The sequence below is a fragment of the Bergeyella anatis genome, assembly GCF_036016955.1.
Lineage (GTDB): Bacteria > Bacteroidota > Bacteroidia > Flavobacteriales > Weeksellaceae > JAYWXI01.
In genome coordinates this window covers 71,197-94,047 of the sequence record NZ_JAYWXI010000002.1, presented here as the reverse complement: position 1 = coordinate 94,047, position 22,851 = coordinate 71,197, and the positions used below count along the sequence as shown (strand labels likewise).

Here is a 22,851-nt window from a genome sequence, read left to right as displayed (position 1 = left end):
TTTAGAGGCGTTGTCGGAGAATAGGCAATACGGAGTCTTTCCATTGGTAGAAATCGCCTTCCATAATGTGTTTTCTGGCGGTTCGGACTAAATCGAGGTAAAAAGCCAAGTTGTGGATGGAAGCGATTTGCTTGCCCAAATATTCCTTGGCGACGAATAGGTGGCGGACGTAGGCTTTCGAGTATTCGTGGTCGACAAAAGACGTACCGAATTCATCCAGTGGGGAGAAGTCGTTTTTCCATTTTTCGTTTTTTAGATTAACGACACCTTTCCAGGTGAAAATCATTCCGTTACGGGCGTTTCTTGTTGGCATAACGCAGTCCATCATGTCCACGCCGAGGCCGATGCTTTCCAGGATATTCCAAGGGGTTCCCACGCCCATAAGGTAGCGGGGTTTTTCTTTCGGCAGGATGTCGGTAACTTCGTTGGTAATGCGGTACATTTCCTCCTCGGGTTCTCCGACGGATAGTCCCCCGATGGCGTTTCCTTCGGCATTTTGTTCGGCGATGAATTCGGCCGAGCGTTTTCTAAGGTCAGAATAGGTGGAACCTTGAACAATCGGGAAAAGCCTTTGCTTGTGCGAGTAGATTTCCGGATTTTCGTTGCACCAGTCGATGCAACGTTTTAGCCAGCGATGGGTCATTTCCATAGAGGCCTTGGCTTGGTTGTATTCGCAGGGGTAGGGGGTGCATTCGTCAAACGCCATAAAAATATCGGCTCCGATTTGACGCTGGATTTCCATGGATTTTTCGGGCGAAATAAAATGCAGGCTTCCGTCGATATGGGATTTGAATTTCACGCCTTCTTCGGACATTTTTCGCGTGTCGGACAGCGAAAAAACCTGATACCCTCCGGAGTCGGTCAGGATGGGGCGATCCCAGTTCATGAAACGATGAAGTCCGCCGGCTTGCTGCATGACGTCCATCTTTGGGCGAAGATACAGGTGATAGGTATTTCCCAGGATGATTTGGGCTTTGATGTCCTCTTTCAGTTCCCTTTGGTGAACGGTTTTAACGGAGGCCACCGTGCCTACGGGCATGAAAATCGGTGTTTCGATGGTGCCGTGGTCGGTGGTGATTAATCCGGCTCTGGCTTTGCTTTCGGAGGTTTGTTTTATTTCGAAAAAAGGGAGGTTCGTCATTTTATTTTGTTTTTTTCAGAAAACGAAATTTGATTTTAAACCTGCAAAGATAACCATTTTAAAACTTGGTTGTGGCTTTTGGTTAAGGTTGATAGGCTTTTTTTAACCAGCCTTTGGCTTCGAAATGACGGATGAATTTTTGGATTTTGGGACCTACGACGGCAGAGCAATAAGGGGTATCAGGGTTTTCCCAATAATACCCTTGGTGGTATTCTTCGGCCGGCCAAAAAACTTCGAAAGGGGCAATTTCGGTAACCACTCTGGTCGGATAACGTCCGGATTGGTCAAGGGCATTAATGGCTTCTTGTGCTTCTTTTTTTTCGGTTTCGTTTTGATAGAAGATGACGGAGCGGTATTGGGTTCCGATGTCGTCGCCTTGTCGGTTGAGTTGGGTGGGGTCGTGCAGAAAGAAAAACACCTCCAAGAGTTGTTTGTAGCTTATCAGGTCAGGATGATAGGTGATTTGCACCACTTCGGCATGGCCGGTTTCTCCGGTGCAGACTTCTTGGTAGGTGGGATGAGGCTGGTGGCCGCCGGAATACCCCGATACGGCTTTTTCAACGCCGTTGAGTTGGTTAAAGCAGCTTTCGACGCACCAAAAGCATCCGCCACCGAACACGATTTGTTTTAGATTTTGATCAGGAGTCATTTTGGTATTAGAGGTTTTTATTGTTGCATTGTTTTTGGAGGGATGACAGGAAAATCCACTTAAAAACAAAATCAAAAGTAGGAAAAAGTTTTTCATTTTTTGATGAAAAAACAGAGAAGCCGGTTTTGTGAGCGGCTTCTCTTTATATTGAATGGTTTTCAAAGAATACCCGAAGAGGGGTCAGGAGGTTATTTCCAAGTTTGATTGTTTTTGTTTTCACTGCGCTTAACCCCGTTGTCTATGTTGTAGGCAAAACCTACTCCAAGGGTTTGTTTTAACTGGGTTTTTCGGACTTGGTTGTGGTCGTAGAACAGGTCGAGGGTTAAGACGGTCGAAATGTATTTGTTGACTATCATGTTTAGGATTCCACCGTAGGATAGAACCAATCTTTCAGGGTGATCCAAATAGTTGGAGAAAACAGAAGCGGTGTTGATGAGGCTCATGTTTTCCATGAGTTGAACTTTATAGAGGGCGGTTCCAAGAAAACCGAATTGGAACAGCGAAGAATCACCATCGTTTTTGAGGCCGTAGTTTCCGGCGTATTGGAGGTCTTTGTCCAATACGAAGGTCCATCTGGCGTTGGTGGGTCTCAGCGTCATGGTGAACCGGTCATTTGGTCGGTAAGTGAATCCTGCTCCCAGATTAACATATCCGGGGGCCATAAAGCTTGATATTTTTTTATGCCCTTCGTTGTCGGTGCCCTTGCTTGCAATAGAGCTGGATGTGGCATAATCGTACCCTGGAGCGAATTGGGTCAATAAACTGGCTCCTGCGGAAAGGTACCAATTCTCGGAAATTTTTCGACCGTAGTTGGAGGAAAGATTGATGAGGTCTTGGGTTTTTCGGGTTCCGATACCTTTGGTGTTGGTTTGGCCGTAACCTAAAATAACGATGTTTTCCAAGAGGTCGTGGCCTTTTTCGTAGGTGATGTTGTAATTACTTCCTGCAATCCACCCGATGTTGTTGGCGCCTCCTCCTACCCAGTTGGAAAAAGCGGCTTGGTTTAGCATGAGGGTGTTTTGTCCTTTAACGGACCAGTGCTTTACAGTATCGGATACTGCAGAATGATCTTGAGCTGATGCAAAAATGCCAAAAACGAGGGCTGCGGAGCATAAAAATTTTTTCATAAATGATTTTTAATGTTTTATTTTTGAAATTACCGGTTGATAAACGGTTTTAGGTTTCTTTTATTTTCTTTCTTTGCTTGGGTTTCGGTTCCCATAGTGTAGGTGAATCCAATGCCCAAGGTTTGTTTGAATTGTGTTTTTTGGATTTGGTCGTGGTCGTAGAGGACGTCCAGCCCGACAATGGCGGAAACGAATTTGTTGAACTTCATATTAAGAACCCCCGAGTAGTTGATGTCGACGCGTTCGGGATGGTAGATGTAATTGGTGAAGAAATTCAGTTGGTTGACCAAATGGATGTCTTTGTAGAGTTTTAGACGGTACAGGAGGTTCAGCATGGCTCCCAGCTCGGTTCTTATGCTTTGGCCGTCTCTTTCCAAACCGTAGCGTTTGGCTTGTTGGAGGTGGGGGTCCAAAACAAAAGTGAATTTTCCATTGGCCGGGCGGAAGATGGCTTGAAAATTTTCGTTGGGATTGTAAGAGATACCTAAACCGAGGTTGAGGTAGCCCGGGGCCATGAATCTCGAAATACGGTCTTTGAATTCGGGGTCGGGAGTTTGAGCGTAGTTGTATCCGGGGGTAAATTGGGATAAAAACTGATACCCTGTGGAAAGGTAATAGTTTCGTCCTAACTCGTAGCCGTAATTGGACGAAATATTGATGTAGTCTTCTGTTTTTCGGGCACTTTGGCCTTCGGTGGAAACCAGCCCGTAGCCGAACTGGAAAATATTTTCGAGGTAGTGGCGGTCTTTTTTGTAGCTCAGGTTGTAATTTATTTTTCCCAGGATTCCCAGGTTGTTATTCCCACCGGCATTCCATTGGGAAAAGGAAGCCTGGTTGAAATGCAGATTGTTTTGGCCGAAGAAGAACCATTTTTTTTCGGATTGGTTTTTCATTAGGTTAAATGGGGTTACGGGAACTTCTTCCGGTGCTTGAGGGACGACCACGATGTTTTTTAGAACGAGGCTGTCTTCGTGAGGGAGTTCTAATCGGTTGAAGGTGGGGTTGGCTAAGCTATCCAAATTGGGTTGCAGGCGCTGCCATTGGGCTTGGGAAGCCGAATCGATTCTTTTCTGAATCTCACTGCGTTGCGCCGAAAGCGAAGGGCATAGCAAACAAAATAGAAGAAGGCTTATTATTCTTTTCAAAACCAATAGATTAAATTACGATGCAAAATTATGGATTACGATTTACATGGGGGACATCGGGACCGAAAAAACTTTTTTGGGGTCGAAAGAAGGAAAATCGAATATAATGTGCCATAATTGCAGAATTTTATAAATGGCAGTTTATTTGTTTTCTTCTTCGAAATGCTAAAAAAATATACTCTTTCCTCTCGGGCGCTTGTCTTTCCCTTTTTGATGTTAGTGGGGATGTGGGGCGGTTTTTTACTTCAACACTTGGGGGTATTGACGTATTGCGATGGGGCGATTATTCCGCTTTCTCCCGAAGGGCTCAAAGGGGTATTGTTCAGCCCTTTTTTGCATGGTAATATGGAGCATCTTCTTAGTAATACTTTGCCGATGGCGGTTTTGCTGTTTTTGCTTTATCAATTTTACGGAACCATTGCTCATAGGATTTTGCTTTACGGTTGGATGGCTGCGGGGCTTTTGGTTTGGTCGTTTCCTCCGGTGGATGTGGGGACGGGGGCTTTTTATTACAGTTGTATTGTAGGAGCTAGTGGGCTGATTTATGTTCTTGCTTTTTTTCTTTTTTTTAGTGGGGTTTTTCGGTGGGATGTCCGTCTTTTGGCGGTAACGCTTGTAGTAGGGTTGTATTATGGCGGATTGGTTTGGGGTGTTTTTCCGGAAGAGTTTTTTTATCGTTTGGACAGCCCTAGCCGGGTGTCTTGGCAATCGCACCTTTCTGGGGCAGTGGTCGGGGTGATTTTGGCTTTTTTGTTTAGGAAGAGTGGAGCGAAAAGAAAGAAGTTTATTTGGGAGTTTCCGGAGTATTACAGCGAAAAGGACGATCGTTTGTGGCAGAGGTATAAAGAGATGCACCCCGATGATTTTCAAGAGCTCCCCCAGAAGAGAAAAGAAGGGGTTTGGGAACACTTGGAAGAACTTCGGCGTAAGGACGGGTAATTTTTCTATCTTTGGGGAAAACGCGGGTTATGTTTTCAGACGAACATTTATATGCCATTGCTTTGCGGCGTTGTCGCTTTATAGGGGATGTTACCTTTAACAAATTGGTGGTGGCGCATGGCGGTGCCGAGAACGTGTGGAAACTTCCGAAACGGGAGCTTGATTCGCTGTTTGGGATTGGGCATAGGGTGGTTCGTGAAATAGGTTCCAAGGCGCATTTGGAGTTTGCGGAGAACGAGCTTGAATTTTGTTTCCGCAATGGTATTTTGGTAAGGCTTCGTCATGCGGAGGATTATCCTTCTTTACTTGGCGAATGTGTTGATGCCCCGGCGGTTCTTTACCAAAAGGGGACGTATCATTCGGATAAAATAGCGGTAAGCATTGTGGGGACGCGAAGCATGACTGCTTATGGGGAGCAGTTTGTTGATGATTTTTTATCGGAATTGGGAAAGGCTAAGGTTCAGACGGTTAGCGGACTGGCTTTGGGGGTGGATACCCGGGTGCATAGCCGTTCGGTTGAAGTCGGGGTTTCTACGGTGGCGGTTTTGGCGCATGGCTTTCACACGATTTATCCGGCTAAAAACAGACTTTTGTCAGAGGAAATTCTTTCCAATGGGGGAGCGTTATTCACGGAATTTAACAGTTCCCATCGTCCCGATCGGGAACATTTTATTCAACGGAACAGGGTCATCGCAGGGCTTTCTAAGGCTACCATTGTTTGCGAAACGGCATTTGGTGGGGGTTCGGTCAGTACCGCTAACTTTGCTAATCAGTACGATAGGGATGTGTATGCTTTACCCGGAAGGATAACCGATAAATACAGTCAGGGGTGTAATCTTTTGATTGCTTCTCACAAGGCGGCTGCGATTTCGACGGTGGGCGATTTGGTGAAGGATTTGGGGCTTTCTTTTTACGGGGAAGGTCGGACGGCGGAACTTTTTCCTTTGGAAGAACAACTGCCGGCGATGACGCCTGAGCAAACCGAAGTTTATGCGGTGATAAAAAGCCGGCCGATGATAGGGTTGGACGAGATTGCCGAGAGAACGTCCCGGCCCACTCATGCGCTTCTTTCTATTTTATTGGAGATGGAGATTTCGGGGTATATCCGTTCGTTTTCGGGGAGACAATATCGGGCTTTGTGAAAAAAAGGTGTTTTTGAAAATGCACAAAAAATAAAAGAATAACGTTTTTTTTATAAAACAATATTGTTAATTGTGGATTTAATAAAAATTAAAGCCAAAACTAATTAATTTTTGTTAATTAATAAAAGAACGCTTGTAAGATTTAAAAATAATTTTATATTTGTTCATATAATTTTCACAATTTTATGGAACACTATAATGTAGATCAGAAAATACAAGAGTTTATTGCGAAGATCGAGGCTAAGAATCCGAACGAGCCGGAGTTCTTGCAAGCAGTAAAAGAAGTTGCTGTAACCGTGATTCCTTTTATTTCGACGAAGAAGGAGTACAACGGCATGAAGCTATTAGAGCGTATGGCGGAGGCGGAGCGCATTGTTATTTTCCGTGTTCCATGGGTGGATGACAAGGGAGAGATTCAGGTGAACCGAGGGTTCCGTATTCAGATGAATTCGGCGATTGGTCCTTATAAGGGAGGGATTCGTTTCCACCCTTCGGTAAACCTTTCTGTTTTGAAGTTTTTGGCATTCGAGCAGGTTTTCAAAAATTCACTTACTACGCTTCCGATGGGAGGAGGGAAAGGTGGAGCGGATTTTGACCCACAAGGTAAATCCGATATGGAGATTATGAGATTTTGCCAGGCCTTTATGACGGAACTTTGCAAGCATATCGGTCCCGAAACCGATGTTCCTGCCGGAGATATCGGTGTAGGAGCAAGAGAAATCGGTTACCTTTTCGGGCAGTACAAAAAAATCCGCAATGAATTTACGGGGGTACTTACCGGTAAAGGGCTTGCTTACGGAGGGTCCCTTATCCGTCCTGAAGCAACGGGGTACGGTGTGGTTTACTTCGCAGAGCAGATGCTGAAGACCATTGGTCAGGAAATTAAAGGTAAAACGGCTACGGTTTCCGGGTTCGGAAATGTGGCTTGGGGGGTTGTGAAGAAGTTTACCGAACTGGGAGGTAAGGTGCTTACGATCTCTGGTCCGGACGGTTATATTTATGACGAGGAAGGTATTTCTGGCGATAAGATTGATTATTTGTTGGAGCTTCGTGCTTCCGGCAATAACCGTGCGGAGGATTATGTGACCCGATACCCTAATGCCAAGTTCATTGCAGGCAAGCGTCCTTGGGAGGTGAAGTGTGATGTGGCATTCCCTTGTGCGACACAAAATGAACTTCATTTGGAAGATGCCCAAAAATTGGTGGAAAATGGAGTGATCTGTGTGACAGAAGCGGCGAATATGCCTTCAACGTTAGATGCAATTAACTATTTCTTGGATAATAAAGTGTTGTTTAGTCCGGGTAAAGCTTCCAATGCAGGAGGTGTGGCTACCTCGGGATTGGAAATGACGCAAAACTCCATTCGTCTGAATTGGACTTCTGAAGAGGTGGATGCTCGTTTGAAGGAAATCATGATTGGGATTCATAAAGCTTGCCGGGATTATGGTTTAGAAGAGGACGGATATGTGAACTACGTGAAGGGGGCTAATATCGCGGGCTTCGTAAAAGTTGCGGAAGCGATGCTGGCTCAGGGAGTGGTATAAATTCCTCATGCATAAGCAGATAAAGCTAAAGCCGCCCCGGCGATTTAGGGGATAAAAGTAAAGTGAAAGGAGTAGAAAGCATTGGTTACCAATGCTTTCTATTTTTGTATTTTTTCTTGAAGTTTTTCAACGAAAAGGAAGGCTGCCGGGCAGATTAGAGTGTTTTTTAGCGTTAAGGCATTGATTTGATAGATTTTTTTTCGGTCGGTGTGCGGGTATTCGCGGCAGGCTTTTGGGCGCACGTCGTAGATGCTGCAAGTATGATCCTCATTAAGGAAAAAACAAGGCAGGGATTGGAGCACTTTATCTTGATCTTCATCGGTTTTCAAGAATTTAGCCTCGAATTCTGCTGGCTTCATCCGTAGGAATTTGGCGATTCTTTCGATGTCTTTTTCGGTGTATAGGGGGCCGGTGGTTTTACAGCAGTTGGCGCATTGGAGGCAGCTGATGCTATCAAAAACTTCTTCATGGGTATCTTGGGTAAGATAATCCAGGTTTTTGGGCGGCTTTTTCTTCAGGCCTTCAAGAAATTTTTTGTGCTCTTTTTGCTTTTGGATGGCTTGGGATTTGTAGAAGTCAATATCCATTTTCTCGGCATTATTAAAAGATGTTGCAAAAGTAAACGAAAAAATCAAAGTGCGGGGAATCTCATAATTATGTATATTTGTTTGGAATGAAAACGTTAGAAACAAGACAGGATATTGAATTTTTGGTGAACACTTTTTACCGTAAAGTGGAGCGGGATGCCACCATTGGTTTTTTCTTTACCGAAATTGCCAAGGTGGATTGGGAGCATCATCTTCCGAAGATGTATGATTTTTGGGAAACGCTTCTTTTTGGGCGTACGGCTTACAAGGGGAATCCCATGGCGGCACACTTTCCGCTTAATGAACAGCGGGCGATGGAAAAAGCTCATTTTGAACATTGGCTTTACCTTTGGACGCAAACGGTTCGGGAAAATTTTACGGGAGAGGTGGCGGAAATGGCCGTGTATAAAGCCAAGAATATTTCCTCACTCATGGCGCATAAGATGGCTGTGGCGAGAAGATTTTAGTTTTTTTAAGAAGTGGATAGGATGAGAAAGTGTCTGCATATTTTATGGCTGGTTGGGTTGTTTGGTTTATTGGGGTGCGGGAATCGAGAAAACCCTCCGTACACGTATTATTATTGGCGTACGGTGTTTCGTTTGGACGAAACCGAGAAGAAAGCGCTGGAGGCAGCTCCTTTGGAACCTTTTTATGTTCGTTATTTCGATGTGGATAAGGTGGACGGTCAGGCGCAGGCTTTGGCTCCGATTATTGTTAAAGAAAATAAAGTGCCGAACGGGAAGATTGTTGTACCTACGGTATTCATTACGAACCGTACTTTTTTTGGGGTGTCTGAGGGAGAGGCGGCTTCTCTTGCTGCATGGACGTTTCAGCAAATTAAACAGCGGCAGGTTTCTTTTGGAGGCGGGGCATTTCCTGAAATCCAAATTGATTGCGACTGGACGGCTTCGACCCGGGATAATTTTTTCTTTTTTCTGAAAGAGCTTAAACGAATTTCTTCGGTGAAGGTGAGTTCTACATTGAGGCTTCATCAGGTTCGAGATCGTAAGGTGATGGGGGTTCCTCCGGTGGATAAGGTTTATTTGATGTGTTATTCCACGTCATCGCCTTTGGAGGCTACGGAACGAAATTCCATTTTGGATGTGGCTTTGCTCAAAAATTACCTGGCCTCGGTCGACCGTTATCCTGTTAAGAATATGGATATTGCTCTTCCCATCTACTCTTGGGGAATCGTGACCAATCACCTTGGTCGTCATAAGCTTATTAATGCCCTTAAGGTTAACGATTTGTATGCCGAGGGGCTGAGGAAAACCTCGGCGGATGAGGCGGTGGTAACGAGAGACGGTTTTTATTTCGGCTATTTTCTTAATAAAGGGTTTAAAATCAAGGTGGAAGAAGTTTCCGAGGAACAATTGGCAGAGGTAACCGCTTTTTTAAACCGGAAACTGGGATCCTACCGGGTGGTTTACTACCATTTGGATCATGAATTTATAAACAACAGAATCAAATAAAAGATGAAAAAAATTATTGTTTCCTTGGGGATGTGGTGTTTTTTGGGGTTTCAAGGGGCTAAAGCTTGCGCGTGGTACGAGCCGGATGAGGGGTATTTTAACCTTTTTACCCAAACCATTGTGGCCGACAAGTCGTTTACGCCCTTTCTTTTGTCTTATTCTTCGGCGTTTTACGAGGATCCTGCCGTCGTTTTGCCGGACGATAATCTCGAATTGTGGTGTCGTTTTTTTCAAAATAAGCTGAGCGGGGATGAAGTCAAACGTTTGGTCTATGAACTTCCCATGGCGGATTTGGAGGCTTTTAAACAGGCTAATCGAAGCGGAGACAAGACTCTTCGTAAATTGGGCAATTACGACACCTACAGAGAAGGTTTGGATTATCTGATCGAGGCTAAAAAGATGGAAAACCTCAGGATCAATAAGATTTCGGAAGAGGAGGACTCTTATTTTCTGTACGAGGAACCAAAGTACCGCTTGGCTTCGGTATTGGATTATTCGGCAACGCTTTCGAATCTAAAGGCACTTTATGCAGCTACGCAGAACAAGGACATCCGTCTGAGGTATGCTTATCAGATGGTTCGTTTCGAACATTATAACCGGAATTACGAGCAAGCGGTAGAGGCTTTCCGAACCTATGTGGAACCTGTGGGATTGAAGAATGCCGTGTATTACATGGCGTTGGAACAAATGGCTGGAGCGCAGCGGGGATTGGGGCAAAAGCAGGAGGCTAACTGGAATTTCTTTCAGGTCTTCATCCATACCAAGTCTAGAAAACAGACGGCTTATGTTTCGATAAAGCTTTCCGACGAAAAAGCGTTTGAGGATTTACTTTCTCGGGCTCAAAACGACGAGGAAAAGGTTATGGCCTATTTCCTTTTGGGGTATCAGGGGTTTAATAATCCGTTTTCGATGATGGAAAAAATTTACGCCATCAATCCCAATGCGGAAGTTCTTAAAGTGCTTCAAGCCAGAGCGATTAACGAGTTGGAACGCCTTTATTTACCTTACGATTACTATGCCGATACCGATGGTGAGGCGGCTAAGACGGCTCCCGATGTTCCGAAAGCTCCGTCAGGTGTTCGAAAGTCCGCAGTGAAAAAAGAGTTGTCGTTTTGGGATAAGGTGGTTGCTTTTTTCAAGTCTATTTTTGGTGGCAGCGATTCGGTGGAGAGCGTGGTTTCTGCGGAGGAGGGAGAGGCTTTGTCGGACAAGACGCTTTTAAATCATCCCAATCGGTTGCCTTTGTCGGTTTCCACCGAGCAACAGCGGTCTCTTTTGGGGGAGCAAATTGAGGCGTTGGAACGCTTTGCCGAGAAGGTGGCCGATCAGTCCGAGGATCCTTACTGGCGAATTTCGCAATCGTACCTTAAGTTTTTGCAAAAGGATTACCAAGGCAGTGAAGCCGTCTTGAAAACCATACAAACACAGGATCGGGCTTATTTGGCTCAAATCAGCCGTATGAATTTGCTTAATGCTATTCTTTCCCGCCCAAGAATTGACGAGGCATTCGAAAATCATATGATTAAAACGTATCCGGAGTTGGTAGAAGAGTTATCGGGAAAGAATAAAACCTCAACCGTATCGGATTTTATTGTTGATATTTTGGCCAACCGTTATTTCCTTCAAGGTGAACACGGCAAATCTTTCCTTATGAACAATCGTTTGTCCGACTTGCAATACAGTTTGGATATGGATTTGGTAAGCGCGGTAGAATCGTTTTACCTTCGGAAGGATAAAACCCTTTTCGAGCGCAAGGTAGTGGCCAAAAATATTGATACGGGAGGCGATACGGCTAACTTTTTCAATGTTCTTTACGGGGATCACCAAATGCGATTGGCTCATTTTGATAAAGCGTTGGCCTATTATAATAAAGTGAATAATTTCCAAGGCATACCTCGCTACGACTACGAGCAAAACCGTTTGGTTGTGGAGGGGTATAACGGTTATCGGGGGATTTCGCCATTGGTATTCGGGCATAATGTTTGGGAAAGCTTCCAAAGTCCTGAAAGCGAGTCGATGAGAGCCGAATCTTTTATTAAGGATTATCCGTTCATCAAACCCAATATGAACAAAAAGGAGCTGGCAGAAGCGGCTTTGGAGCTTGAAAAGACAGGTCGTGGAAATACTGCGAAAGCGGCGCAGGCCAATCAGCTCATCGGAAATTTATTGTATAATACATCTATTTTGGGGTATTACCGCCATTATTTTGTGGCAGATATCGATAACTCTAACGGAGGGAAATACGATTTTTCGGAGCTGAATATCTTTTCCTCGGAGCTTTATTACAAGTCTTTTCCGATTCGTATAGCCTCTAACGATTTCGACAAAATTATCGGGTATTATAAAAAAGCATTGGATAATACAACCGATAGAGAAGTTAAAGCGAGGCTTCTTTTCCAAATGGCAAGTGCGGAACAGGGTAAATATTATCAATGGGAAGCAAGCCAACCTCAGGAATACGATTACAGTGCTTCGGATTGGGAAGAAAAGCAGTCGAAGTTCGAGCAAAAACTGGCGGCCGCCAAAAACGGTAACTACCGAACCTATTTTACCGAGCTAAAGCAAAATTATGCCGATACCGAAACGAGCAGAAAGCTGATGGGACAATGTTCTTACTATAATTATTTTATGCAGAAATAATCTCGGTTTGGTAGAAATGAAAACGCCCCGTTCATTTGAACGGGGCGTTTTTGGTGTATAATATTCAATTTTAGCAATATTCGTCGTAGGCGGCCTGGAGGTTGGCGGCAATGGCTCCCGCAGGATTTCCTTCGATGTGGTGTCTTTCGAGCATGTGCACCAATTCGCCGTCTTTAAACAAAGCCACGCAAGGCGAACTCGGTGGGAATGGTGCCATGTGTTTCCTTGCTTCGGCAACGGCGTCCATATCGAAACCGGCAAATACGGTTACGAGATGATCCGGTTTTTTATCGCCCGTAAGGGAATAAACCACACCGGGTCTGGCGGCTCCTGCGGCACAACCGCAAACGGAATTTACCATGACCAGTGTAGTTCCGGGTTGTTTTAATGCTTGGTTAACGGCTTCTGCTGTGGTCAAATCCTGAAAACCTTTATCGGTAAGTTCAGCCTTCATCGGCAAGACTAATTCTGCTGGATACATATCAATTTTTTTTTAAGTTGGAAATTAAAGTTTCAAATTTAATCAATTATTTTAATCTTCAGGAAAAGAGTAAAAAGTGTTCCAAACCAAGATAACGGACAAAATGACGGAAAAAGAAAAACCCGACGCCAACGAGGGCATCAGGTTTTCAATCAAATCGATATGCAAAGGTTGAATATCCTTTTATTCATGGGGTTGGGATGTCCTAACCCCTGAGAGCAATTAGGCCAATAGTTTTTTAGCCATTTCGGAGATGCTTTTGCCATCGGATTGGCCTGCCAATGCTTTGGAAGCAACCCCCCATGACTTTTCCGATTTCTTTAAGGCCTTGAGCCCCCGTTTGTTCGATGATTTTTTTTATCTCGGCTTCCAGTTCCTCACTGCTTAATTGTTTCGGAAGGAAACGTTCGATGACTTTCATCTGGGCTTCTTCCACTTCGGCCAAATCGTCTCGACCTTGGGCGGAAAACTGTGCCATGGAATCCTTTCTTTGTTTGATCATTCTTTGCAGAATGGCCATCTCTTGCTCCGCAGAAACCTCCGCTTCTCGGGCTTCGGTTTTAAGGAGAAGAATTTGGGACTTTACGGCACGCAATGCATCGAGTGCCACTTTGTCTTTTTCGCGCATGGCACTTTTTATCGCTTCGTTGATGGTGTTTTCTAAGCTCATTTTAATTGGATTTAGTCTACGTCTTTATTCAGAAAACGGTTTTCCTTTAATTCCATCCGTCCTTCTTTTTCGGAGAGAAAACTGCTGATGTTCTGCTCGGAAGCCGTATAGTCGTTGATGGCGATATTTTTTCTTCGGAAAGCAGGAACGTTTTCGAAATCGTCGGCTTCATCGAAGACTTGGTAACGCGAGTTGAACTCTTTTAGTTTGTTTCTTCTTTCGTTTACTTTTTCGCTGTTGGAGGGTTTACTCACGTAAGTAAACGTCTCTTCCTCTTTGGTGGTACCGGCCGTTTCGGTCAAGGCACTTTCCTGCGTTTGGAAGAGGGAAGGTCTCACTTCCTCCACGGTATTTACGGGAGTATCGGCAACGAATTTTTCAACGGGTTCTTCCTTGGGAAGTGTTTGAAGGTCTTCCTTAGGTTTTTCGTTGAGAACGAAGTTGAATTCAACAGGTTTTTCTTCCGAAAAATAGGATTTTTCTTCGTTTTTTTCTTCGGCTAAGGGCTCAATCGCTTCAGTCTCAAAACTGAAAGATTGGGCTTCTAAGTCGTCCTCAAAATCTCCGTAAGAAAACAAATCGGGCTCCTGAGAAGAATAGTCCGCAAAGGCTGTTTCTTCGGTATTCGGTGCAAAACTTTCTGCCGCGATGGCGGTTTCGGCTTTGATCGATTTTTCGGTTGTTTTTACGGCAAACTGAGGGGTAGGATCGTTCAAATCCTCGTCGTCATCCAATCGGAATACGTTTTTTCCCGAGGCGGCTTGGTTGATTTCTTCTCTTTCTGCTTTGGTCTTAAAAGGCGATTCTTTGGTCTCGTTGAGAGGCTGGTCCAGCGTGTATTTTATCTTCTCGGTAATGCCGGTGTGTATTTTATCCTCCTTGGCAAAGCCCGTAGCAATAACCAAAACTTTGATGGCATCGCCCAATTCGTCATCGGTACCAACCCCGAAGATAATGTTGGCGGTATTGCCAGCTTCTTGCTGAATGTAGTCGTTAATCAGACCAATTTCATCCATGGTAGCTTCGGCTTTTTCATCGCTTCCAGACTGGATGAGAAGAAGCACGTCTTTAGCTCCCGTGATTTTATTGTCGTTCAGTAGAGGGGAATCCAAAGCCCGCTTCACGGCTTCTTCGGCTCGTTTTTCTCCGGTAGCAATTCCGGTGGACATCAAGGCGGTTCCGGAGTTTTGGAGAACGGACTTGGCGTCACGGAAGTCGATGTTAATCGTGAAAGGAGCGGTAATGACCTCGGCCATTCCTTTGGCGGCATTGGTCAATACTTCGTCGGCTTTGGCAAAGCCCTGCTTGAACCCGAGGTTTCCGAATTGTTGACGAAGTTTGTCGTTGTTGATGACAATCAGCGAGTCAACGTTGTTTCTTAGTTTTTCCAATCCCGCGTCCGCTTGATCCAGCCTCCGTCGACCTTCAAAACTGAAAGGAACCGTAACGATACCCACCGTAAGAATTCCCATTTCCTTGGCGATTTTGGCAATTACAGGAGCCGCACCGGTTCCCGTACCACCACCCATCCCGGCAGTGATGAAAACCATTTTGGTGTTTTGCCCCAAAGAGGCTTTAATGTCGTCAATACTTTCGATAGCCGCTTTTTCACCAACTTCAGGATCGGCTCCCGCCCCTAAGCCTTCGGTGGTCGAGACTCCTAGTTGCACCTTGTTGGCGACGGGGTTGTTATCCAATGTTTGAGCATCGGTATTGCAGATAATGAAGTCCACCCCGTGGATTCCTTTTTCGTACATATGCATCAGGGCGTTGTTACCGCCACCACCGACACCAATTACTTTTATAATGGAGGAGTTGCCTTTAGGTAAATCGAAGGTAAACCCCTGTGAACTTGTATTTTCCATATCTATTGTATTTTTTTAGTTTTCTTCTTCTGATTCTTCAAAAAATTTCTTTAAGCTTTCCATAATTTTTTGGCCAAGGGTCAGCTTGTTCTTTGGCTTGTTGGCTTCTTCCGATACCGAAACGCGATTCTCAATCGTGTCCTCTTGTGTCTTCTCCACCAAAGGTTGTTCGTCGGCGGTATTGGTTGGTGTTTCGATCGGTTTGGGTTCTTCAGCCAGCGGTTTCTTGTCCCTGATTTTCAAACTTTCCATCAAAAGCCCTATGGATGTCGCGTATTCGGGGCCTTTCAGAAACTGGTTTTTGTCGTTGGAGACGTATTCATTGGCGTACCCCAAACGGCTGTCGAAACCGGTATGATAATTGGCCAATTGACGAATATGCTTCAGGTTGGAACCTCCTCCGGTAAGCACCATGCCCGCAATGAGTTTCTTTTTTTGCTCGAAAGCACCGTAGGCTTTTAATTCCGTATTGACCATGTCGAGAATTTCCTCTATCCGGGCATTGATAATCTGAGCAAGCATTTTAACGGAAATCTCTTTATCCGGCCGGTTGTGAAGGCCGGGGATGGTTACAAAGGCACTGTCTTTTTCCATTTCGGGCACTGCCGAACCAAATTTTACCTTAAGTTGTTCGGCGTGTTTTTCGATAATGGAGCACCCTTCTTTGATGTCCTCGGTAATAATCCCTCCGCCATAAGGAATGACGCAGGTATGACGGATGATATTGTCCTTGAAGATGGCAATGTCGGTCGTACCGCCTCCGATGTCTACGATAGCCACGCCGGCTTCTTTCTCTTCTTTGGTAAGAACAGCTTCGGATGACGCTAAGGGCTCAAGAGTGAGGGCCTCCATTTCAAGACCGGCCTCCCGAACGCATCGGGCAATGTTGCGAATACTGGCCATCTGACCCACCACCACGTGAAAATTGGCCTCCAGCCTTTTGCCGTGCATGCCTTTAGGTTCTTGTATTTCGCCTTCAGAATCCACTTTGTATTCCTGAGGCAAAACGTGTATAATCTCTTCTCCGGGAAGCATTACCAGCTTTTTCACTTGGTCTTTTAACAATTCGATGTCTTCCTCGGTGATGTATTGGTCGGGATTGTTCCGCATGATGTAGTCGGAATGTTGCAACGACCGGATATGCTTGCCCGCTATCCCCACGGTAACTTTCCGTATAGGAACCCCTGCACTTTTTTGGGCTTCCTCTACGGCTGTCTTTATGGAGGTGATGGTTTGGGCGATGTTATTGACAATCCCTTTGTGAACGCCAAGACTTTTGGCTCTCCCTACCCCCATCACATCAATTTTACCATGAGAATTACGGCGGCCGACAATGGCGACAATTTTGGTTGTCCCGATGTCCAGTCCTACTGAATACTCTTGATTTTGCATTTTATTTTGATTTGATTGTTATTTAAATATAATTATTTTTTTTCGTTTATTCGTTATCGTTCCGTTTTTGGTGGAGTGGAAACCGCTTGGGCCTCGAGGGTTTCCTTATTTTTCTCCAAGTCTTTTTTCCTTGAAGAAAGGATGCTGTCGTTGGCCTTGTAGTGAGGATTGAGTGTGGTAACGATTTGGTTATCGAACCGCACGGAGATTTTGTTGTATTTCTCGGGGTTTTGATAAGCCAAAAAGCGTTTGACGAACTCTTTGAATCCTTTGAGCTTAAAATCTATTTTTTCCAATTTTCCGATTTCCACCTTGAAATGACCGTCGTTGGTAAGCAGATGATAGCTTCCTTTTTCTTTGGAAATACCGATGAAATAATTTTTGTAAAAATCGTCTTTCTTGATTCGGTTGACCAATTCGATCAAAGGGAGGTATTCGTCTCTGGGAATCTCTCCCGAAACCAGCATAACCGGATGGGAATAGATTTTGGAGATGGGGAATTCTTCGCCTTTGGTGTCAACGTAGAAATTTTCTCCGTTTTTGTGCAATCGAAAAGCGGGAATCCGTTGAACGATGTTGATATTAAGATCGCCATTGAGATTAAGAAAAACATTGGCGCTGTCTACCGAAGGAAAACGATGGATTTCTCTTTCCAGATTGGGAATATCGATGTCGCCAATGCGTCCGGACGGATTGGCTTTTTTAACAAAATCGATAACGTTTTTTTCGTCAATAAAGTAGACCTTTTCCTCGTTTTCGGGGTCAATCATCCGTACGGAGATTTTATCCATTCGGCTATTGCTGAATCGTTTTAACGAAAAATTCAACAAAAACCCGAAAAGGATTAGCGTTATCAGTATTTTAAGTATTCTCCACTTGTTCTTCATCTGAAAGATCGTTCCTATTGCATTTTTATTCGTTTTCAAGCCAAGCCTTAATCGGGTCGTAGAGAGTGTCTATATTCCCGGCTCCTACGGTGAGGAGAATGTCGAAGGTTTGGTTTTTAATCTGTTCTAAAGCCTGCTCCAAAGAGCATACGGTTTTGTTTTCGAGATTTATTTTTTCCGACAGCCATTCGGAGGTTACCTCGGGGAAATGCTCTTGAAGTTCTCTTGCAGGGTAAATATTCAACAAAATAAGATGGTCTGCTTTTTCCAAGCTTTGGGCAAATCCTTGAGCAAAATCCCTTGTCCGGCTGAACAAATGGGGCTGGAAAGCCACAAGGAGCTTTCGGTCGGGATAAAATGTCCTAATCGATCCGATGACGGCGTCCAGTTCGGTCGGGTGATGGGCGTAGTCGTCGATATAAATCTTACCGCTACGGAAACGGTGCTTCGTGTACCGTCTTTTAATGCCCTTGAAAGAGGCTATACCTTCTTTTAGACGGTTGTAATCCACACCTAAATTATGAAGCAAAGCAATGGCAGCCGTGGCATTTTCCACGTTATGGATGCCGGGAATTTCCCATTGGAAGCCAATGGGTTCGTTTTCCGAAGAATCATGAAAATCAAACCGTATGGTATCGCCTTCCATGCGGATATTGTCCGAAAAATAGTCGGCTTTCTCATTGACGGCGTAGGTTTTGCAAGGGCGTCCGATGTCGATGCCTTTTCTCACGAAAATCTGGCGGTCGTCATTAACCAAACCTGCAAATTCGTTAAAGCCTTCTTTGATAGTGGCTACATCACCATAGATGTCCAAATGGTCGGCATCGTTAGACGTGATGATGGCCCAGTCGGGAGAAAGATTAAGAAAACTACGGTCGTATTCATCAGCCTCCAGAACGGAATAGTGTTCTCCGTTATAGAGAAAATTGGATTTGAAGTTCTCCGACAGTCCTCCTAAAAAACAAGAAAAAGGAAGGTCGGCTTCTTTGCAGAGGTGGGCAACCAATGTGGAGGTTGTGGTTTTTCCGTGCGTTCCCGCAATAGCCAAACAAACGGTATTTTCTGTAATCAAACCGAGCACTTTAGCCCGTTTAAGGACGGTAAATCCGTTTTGATGGAAATAGTCCAAAAGCGAGAGCGTTTTGATGGCTGGGGTGTAAACCACCAAAGTGTCCTCGGCGGATAGACGGGAAATACGCTCATCAATACGGTCTTCAAAAGTAATTTCAATCCCTTCGCTTTGCAGGGCTTGCGTGAGTTTGGTCGGCGTTTTATCATAACCGGAAACTTTTTTGCCGGAAGCATGAAAGTATCGAGCCAAAGCACTCATTCCAATGCCGCCGATGCCTACGAAGAAAAAGCTTTTGTAAGTGGTTATGTTATTCATTTCAGATTCGTTTTTATATTATCGGATGGGATTCCTATCGTTTTTAACAGTTCGTCAACGATGTGTTTGGCCGCTTCGGGTTTGGCAAAAAAAGCGATGTTTTGCGACATTTCCTCCCGTAGTTCAGGACGAAGACCCAACTCCGAAAGAACTTCCCAAAAACGGTCTTTCATTTCGTGGTCTTTTACCATTTTGGCGGCATTCCGCTCCACCAGCCTTTGGGCATTGACACTCTGATGGTCTTCGGCCGCGAAAGGAAACGGAACCAAAATCACCGGCTTTTGTGCTACGGCAAGCTCCGAAATGGCAATGGCCCCTGCCCGGGAGACGATGAGATCCGCGGCGGAATAGTACAACGGCATATCCGCGATGAATTCCTTAATTTGTATGGTTTCCGGAAGAGGTTCGGCTCGTTGTTTAGCCCATTGGGTGGTGATTTCTTCGTAATCGTTTTTTCCGGTTTGCCAAATCAGTTGGTAGTCTTTCGCAATGAGACGGTCGATGTTTTCTTTCCAGCTGTTGTTAAGCGTTCTGGATCCCAATGAACCTCCCACCGAAAGGATGGTGAGTTTGTCTCGGTTAAGTCCGAGTTGTGCTTTGGCAGATGCGGTTTCTTGTCGTCCTTCAATCATGGCTTGCCGTATGGGATTCCCCAAGAATTTTATCTTTGTTTTTTCGAACCCGGCTACATCGGGATAAGCCGTAAATACCGCTTTGGCTTTTCGACCCAAAATTTTATTGGTCATGCCGGCATGAGCGTTTTGCTCTTGTATGAAGGTAGGAACCCCCAATTGCGCTGCTGCATACAAAGCGGGTCCGCTGGCAAAGCCTCCGGTTCCGACGGCAAAATCAGGCTTGAAAGCCTTGATAAGTTTTTGGGCTCTGCGCAAGCTGCCAATCAGTTTGAAAGGCAACTTGAGGTTTGCCAAAAGCCTGCCCCGGTCAAATCCGGAAATCGACAAACCTTCAATGGGGTATCCCGATTGCGGCACTTTTTCCATTTCCATTTTTCCGTTGGCTCCGATGAATAAAAATTCTGCATCGGGAAACCGTCTGCGGATTTCGTCGGCAATGGCAATGGCCGGAAAGATATGCCCTCCCGTACCGCCGCCGCTCATCAAAACTTTAAGTTTTTTATTCATCTTTTTGTGTTTTTTTAGGCAATATCGTTTATTTCATCAATGCTTTGTTTTTTACCAATGCCTTCCTCGTCATAGATCTGGATTTGGGAACTCACGCTTAGGATCAGTCCCAACTGGATGTAGGTAACCAGCATAGATGTTCCCCCGTAACTAATCAACGGAAGCGGTTGCCCGGTAACGGGAATGAGATTAACGGCTACGGCTATATTGACCGCCAATTGCACAAAAATCATTACTCCCATGGCAAGCACCAGCAAAGAACCGAAAAAGTGAGGAATTTTATTAGCAATGATAATGGTTCGGTAAAGAATGAGAAGGTAGAAAAAAAGAAGAAACCCTGCCCCTAATAATCCGTACTCCTCGATGATAATGGCAAAAATAAAATCCGATGCCGATTGGGGAAGCATTTGCTTCAATGCACTTTTCCCAGGTCCTTGACCGCTTAGCCCGCCGTGAACGATGGCCGCTTTGGCCTGCATGACTTGATAGTTTTTGGTTTTCATGGCTTCGCTGTCAATATCGCTGGCATTGGTTTTCGCTGCCGTAAAGGTTTCCATCCGGCTCATCCAAGTATGCACCCTGTTGCCTCCGATGAGGTTGGTGTTAAGAGCAATTAAAATAAATAAAACCCCTGCCACCAAGGAGGTGGAGATAAAACCTGCAATATACCGCCAATCCAACTGTCCGATGACCAAAACAATGATGGACACGATTAAGATCATCAGAGCCGTAGATCCGTTATCTTTGGCCACCAGCATAAAAACCACCAAAATAGGAACAAAAATGAAAAAAATATTTTCCAATGGCGTTTTCCTTTTTTTTATGGTTTTTTGCAGATAACGACACAGATAAATGATCAGCGTAAGGAAGGCAAAGGTCGAGGGCTGGAACGAAATGGGCGTTCCGGGGATTTTCATCCATCGTGAGGCGCTGGCTCCGTCGATGGTTTGGCCGGTAAAAGCCGTGTAGACCAACAGAGCAATGCAAACCAAAAGCAAAATACTGCTTAGTTTACCGATGGCGTGGTATTTTATGAAGCTGACGCTTCGCATGACGGTAAGACCGATGATGACAAAAAAAGAATGTTTCAGCAGGTGGCTGGTGGTGGTTCCCGTATTGACGATGTACTCCAAATTGGAACTCGCCGAATAGACGGGAAAGATGGAAAATATCGAGATGGTGATAATCGCGATCCATAGGACGTTATCTCCTTTTAGATATTCAAATTTATGTTCTTTGTTTTGTTCGTTCATTTTTACACCGGCTTTCCTTGGTTTATGGCTTGAGTTTGTTTACTTCCGCCTTGAATTTTTCTCCACGGTCTTCGTAATTTTTGAATAAGTCGAAACTTGCGCAACAAGGAGACAACAAAACCGTGTCGCCTGTTTCGGCCAAATCGCTGCATTGTCTTACGGCTTCCTCCATGCTGGAAGCTTCATAGAGGAGTTCTTTCTTATCCTTGAAATAATCGACGATTTTTTGATTATCCAAACCTAAGCAGACAATGGCTTTGACTTTCCGCTTGACCAAATTTTCAATTTCCGAATAATCGTTGCCTTTATCTACACCTCCGACAATCCATACCGTGGGGGTAGTCATGCTTTCCAATGCATAATAGGTGGCATTGACGTTGGTGGCTTTACTGTCGTTGATGTAACGCACACCGTTAATCTGAGCCACTTCTTCCAAACGGTGTTCTACCGCCTGAAAGGTCATAAGGGAATTTCTTATGCTTTCGTTGCTGATGTTGAGTATTTTACCAGCGATGGAAGCGGCAAGACTGTTGGCGACATTGTGTTTGCCGATGAGAGAGAGGTCTTCAATCTTCATTGAGAATTCTTCTTTCAATTTGACGAAGATTTTTTCTTCGTCAGCGTACCCGCCTTGTGCCGGACGCTCCTTTAGGGAAAAAGGAAGGGTGGTAGCCCGTACAGACAGTCGTTTTAGAAGGTGCCGGCTCATTTCGTCGTCTTTGTTGTAGATGAAGAAATTATCGTTTTCCTGATTTTCGGTAATTCGGAATTTAGCCAAAGCATACGCTTCGTAGTCGTAGTTGTACTGATCCAAATGGTCTTGGCTGAGGTTAAGCAGCAAGGAAATGTACGGACGAAAGTTTTGAATGTCATCCAGTTGGAATGAGCTAACCTCCAGGACATAGTAATCGTAATGATGATCGGCGACTTGTTTGGCGAAACTTTTTCCGATGTTGCCTCCCAAGCCGACATTAAGCCCGTCATTTTTCAAAATATGGTAAATCAGGGAAGTCGTGGTCGTCTTTCCGTTGCTTCCCGTAATGGCGATGATTTTAGCCTCGGTAAATTCCGAAGCGAATTCGATTTCCGAAGATAGACGGATGCCTTTCGCTTGGATTTTTTGGATGATATCCGCTTTTTTTGGGATTCCCGGGCTTTTTACCACCCAATCGGCTTCAAGAATTTCAGCTTCGCTGTGGCAACCTTCTTCGAAAGCAATGCCGTACTCAATAAGTTGATTTTTATAGTTTTCACGGATGGCCCCACGGTCGGAAAGAAACACGTCCATTCCTTTGGCTTTTGCCAAATAGGCAGCACCTACACCGCTTTCTCCTCCTCCTAAAACTACGATTTTCATAATTCTTTATTTTTTTTTGAATGGGCTTCTA

19 protein-coding genes and 1 pseudogene are annotated in these 22,851 nt (G+C 44.8%); 6 read left to right on the top strand and 14 right to left on the bottom strand.

Annotated elements, in window-relative coordinates; translation table 11 throughout:
- Position 1 precedes the first annotated feature (1 nt).
- From tgt to VQ048_RS01990, 4 genes are all read right to left on the bottom strand, one after another.
- Positions 2-1,141, bottom strand: a complete 1,140-nt coding sequence (gene tgt / locus VQ048_RS02005) for a tRNA guanosine(34) transglycosylase Tgt (RefSeq protein WP_327610010.1) — start codon at positions 1,139-1,141, stop codon at positions 2-4.
- Positions 1,142-1,223: 82 nt separating this feature from the next.
- Entirely contained in the window at positions 1,224-1,886 is a 663-nt protein-coding gene (gene msrA, locus VQ048_RS02000) for a peptide-methionine (S)-S-oxide reductase MsrA (protein ID WP_327610009.1), read from the bottom strand.
- A gap of 92 nt (positions 1,887-1,978) precedes the next feature.
- A complete protein-coding gene (locus VQ048_RS01995) occupies positions 1,979-2,917 on the bottom strand; it encodes a DUF3078 domain-containing protein (RefSeq protein ID WP_327610008.1) in 939 nt (312 codons plus the stop codon).
- Between the two features lie 29 nt (positions 2,918-2,946).
- Positions 2,947-4,062 carry a DUF3078 domain-containing protein gene (locus VQ048_RS01990; RefSeq protein WP_327610007.1) on the bottom strand — a complete coding sequence of 372 codons (1,116 nt, stop codon included), beginning with the start codon at positions 4,060-4,062 and terminating at the stop codon, positions 2,947-2,949.
- A 162-nt stretch (positions 4,063-4,224) separates the two neighbouring features.
- Here VQ048_RS01990 and VQ048_RS01985 point away from each other — a divergent pair, with 162 nt between their 5' ends.
- From VQ048_RS01985 to gdhA, 3 genes are all read left to right on the top strand, one after another.
- The gene (locus tag VQ048_RS01985) at positions 4,225-5,001 is read left to right on the top strand and encodes a rhomboid family intramembrane serine protease (RefSeq protein WP_327610147.1); all 777 of its coding nucleotides are present in this window, start codon (positions 4,225-4,227) and stop codon (positions 4,999-5,001) included.
- 29 nt (positions 5,002-5,030) lie between these two features.
- Positions 5,031-6,143 (top strand): DNA-processing protein DprA, encoded by a 1,113-nt coding sequence (gene dprA / locus VQ048_RS01980; protein WP_327610006.1) that lies wholly within the window; start codon positions 5,031-5,033, stop codon positions 6,141-6,143.
- Positions 6,144-6,328: 185 nt separating this feature from the next.
- Positions 6,329-7,687, top strand: coding sequence for an NADP-specific glutamate dehydrogenase (gene gdhA, locus VQ048_RS01975; RefSeq protein ID WP_327610005.1), 1,359 nt, complete (start codon positions 6,329-6,331; stop codon positions 7,685-7,687).
- Positions 7,688-7,785: 98 nt separating this feature from the next.
- On the opposite strand, the gene VQ048_RS01970 is transcribed toward gdhA, so the two are convergent.
- Positions 7,786-8,274, bottom strand: a complete 489-nt coding sequence (locus VQ048_RS01970; RefSeq protein WP_327610004.1) for a YkgJ family cysteine cluster protein — start codon at positions 8,272-8,274, stop codon at positions 7,786-7,788.
- 86 nt (positions 8,275-8,360) lie between these two features.
- Between VQ048_RS01970 and VQ048_RS01965 the strand changes: the two genes are divergently transcribed.
- From VQ048_RS01965 to VQ048_RS01955, 3 genes are read left to right on the top strand one after another with little or no spacing between them, the layout of a single operon-like run.
- Complete coding sequence (locus VQ048_RS01965; protein ID WP_327610003.1) at positions 8,361-8,741, top strand: group III truncated hemoglobin; 381 nt, start codon at positions 8,361-8,363, stop codon at positions 8,739-8,741.
- A gap of 21 nt (positions 8,742-8,762) precedes the next feature.
- A complete protein-coding gene (locus VQ048_RS01960; RefSeq protein WP_327610002.1) occupies positions 8,763-9,746 on the top strand; it encodes a hypothetical protein in 984 nt (327 codons plus the stop codon).
- 3 nt (positions 9,747-9,749) lie between these two features.
- A complete protein-coding gene (locus tag VQ048_RS01955; protein WP_327610001.1) occupies positions 9,750-12,386 on the top strand; it encodes a hypothetical protein in 2,637 nt (878 codons plus the stop codon).
- 70 nt (positions 12,387-12,456) lie between these two features.
- Here the strand turns inward: VQ048_RS01955 and VQ048_RS01950 are convergent, their stop codons facing one another.
- The 9 genes and pseudogenes from VQ048_RS01950 to murD all read right to left on the bottom strand — a co-directional run bounded on the left by VQ048_RS01950 (position 12,457) and on the right by murD (position 22,820).
- Entirely contained in the window at positions 12,457-12,867 is a 411-nt protein-coding gene (locus tag VQ048_RS01950) for a BrxA/BrxB family bacilliredoxin (RefSeq protein WP_327610000.1), read from the bottom strand.
- 222 nt (positions 12,868-13,089) lie between these two features.
- Positions 13,090-13,537: pseudogene (locus VQ048_RS01945) on the bottom strand (GatB/YqeY domain-containing protein).
- An 11-nt stretch (positions 13,538-13,548) separates the two neighbouring features.
- Positions 13,549-15,402, bottom strand: a complete 1,854-nt coding sequence (gene ftsZ, locus VQ048_RS01940; RefSeq protein ID WP_327609999.1) for a cell division protein FtsZ — start codon at positions 15,400-15,402, stop codon at positions 13,549-13,551.
- A gap of 15 nt (positions 15,403-15,417) precedes the next feature.
- Positions 15,418-16,794 carry a cell division protein FtsA gene (ftsA, locus tag VQ048_RS01935; RefSeq protein ID WP_327609998.1) on the bottom strand — a complete coding sequence of 459 codons (1,377 nt, stop codon included), beginning with the start codon at positions 16,792-16,794 and terminating at the stop codon, positions 15,418-15,420.
- A gap of 53 nt (positions 16,795-16,847) precedes the next feature.
- A complete protein-coding gene (locus tag VQ048_RS01930; protein WP_327609997.1) occupies positions 16,848-17,585 on the bottom strand; it encodes a cell division protein FtsQ/DivIB in 738 nt (245 codons plus the stop codon).
- 121 nt (positions 17,586-17,706) lie between these two features.
- Complete coding sequence (gene murC / locus VQ048_RS01925) at positions 17,707-19,068, bottom strand: UDP-N-acetylmuramate--L-alanine ligase (protein WP_327609996.1); 1,362 nt, start codon at positions 19,066-19,068, stop codon at positions 17,707-17,709.
- A complete protein-coding gene (murG, locus tag VQ048_RS01920) occupies positions 19,065-20,210 on the bottom strand; it encodes an undecaprenyldiphospho-muramoylpentapeptide beta-N-acetylglucosaminyltransferase (protein WP_327609995.1) in 1,146 nt (381 codons plus the stop codon). Before murG ends, murC begins: the two co-directional genes overlap by 4 nt.
- Before the next feature lie 14 nt (positions 20,211-20,224).
- The gene (locus tag VQ048_RS01915) at positions 20,225-21,463 is read right to left on the bottom strand and encodes an FtsW/RodA/SpoVE family cell cycle protein (RefSeq protein ID WP_327609994.1); all 1,239 of its coding nucleotides are present in this window, start codon (positions 21,461-21,463) and stop codon (positions 20,225-20,227) included.
- Positions 21,464-21,485: 22 nt separating this feature from the next.
- Complete coding sequence (murD, locus tag VQ048_RS01910; protein ID WP_327609993.1) at positions 21,486-22,820, bottom strand: UDP-N-acetylmuramoyl-L-alanine--D-glutamate ligase; 1,335 nt, start codon at positions 22,818-22,820, stop codon at positions 21,486-21,488.
- Positions 22,821-22,851 lie beyond the last annotated feature (31 nt).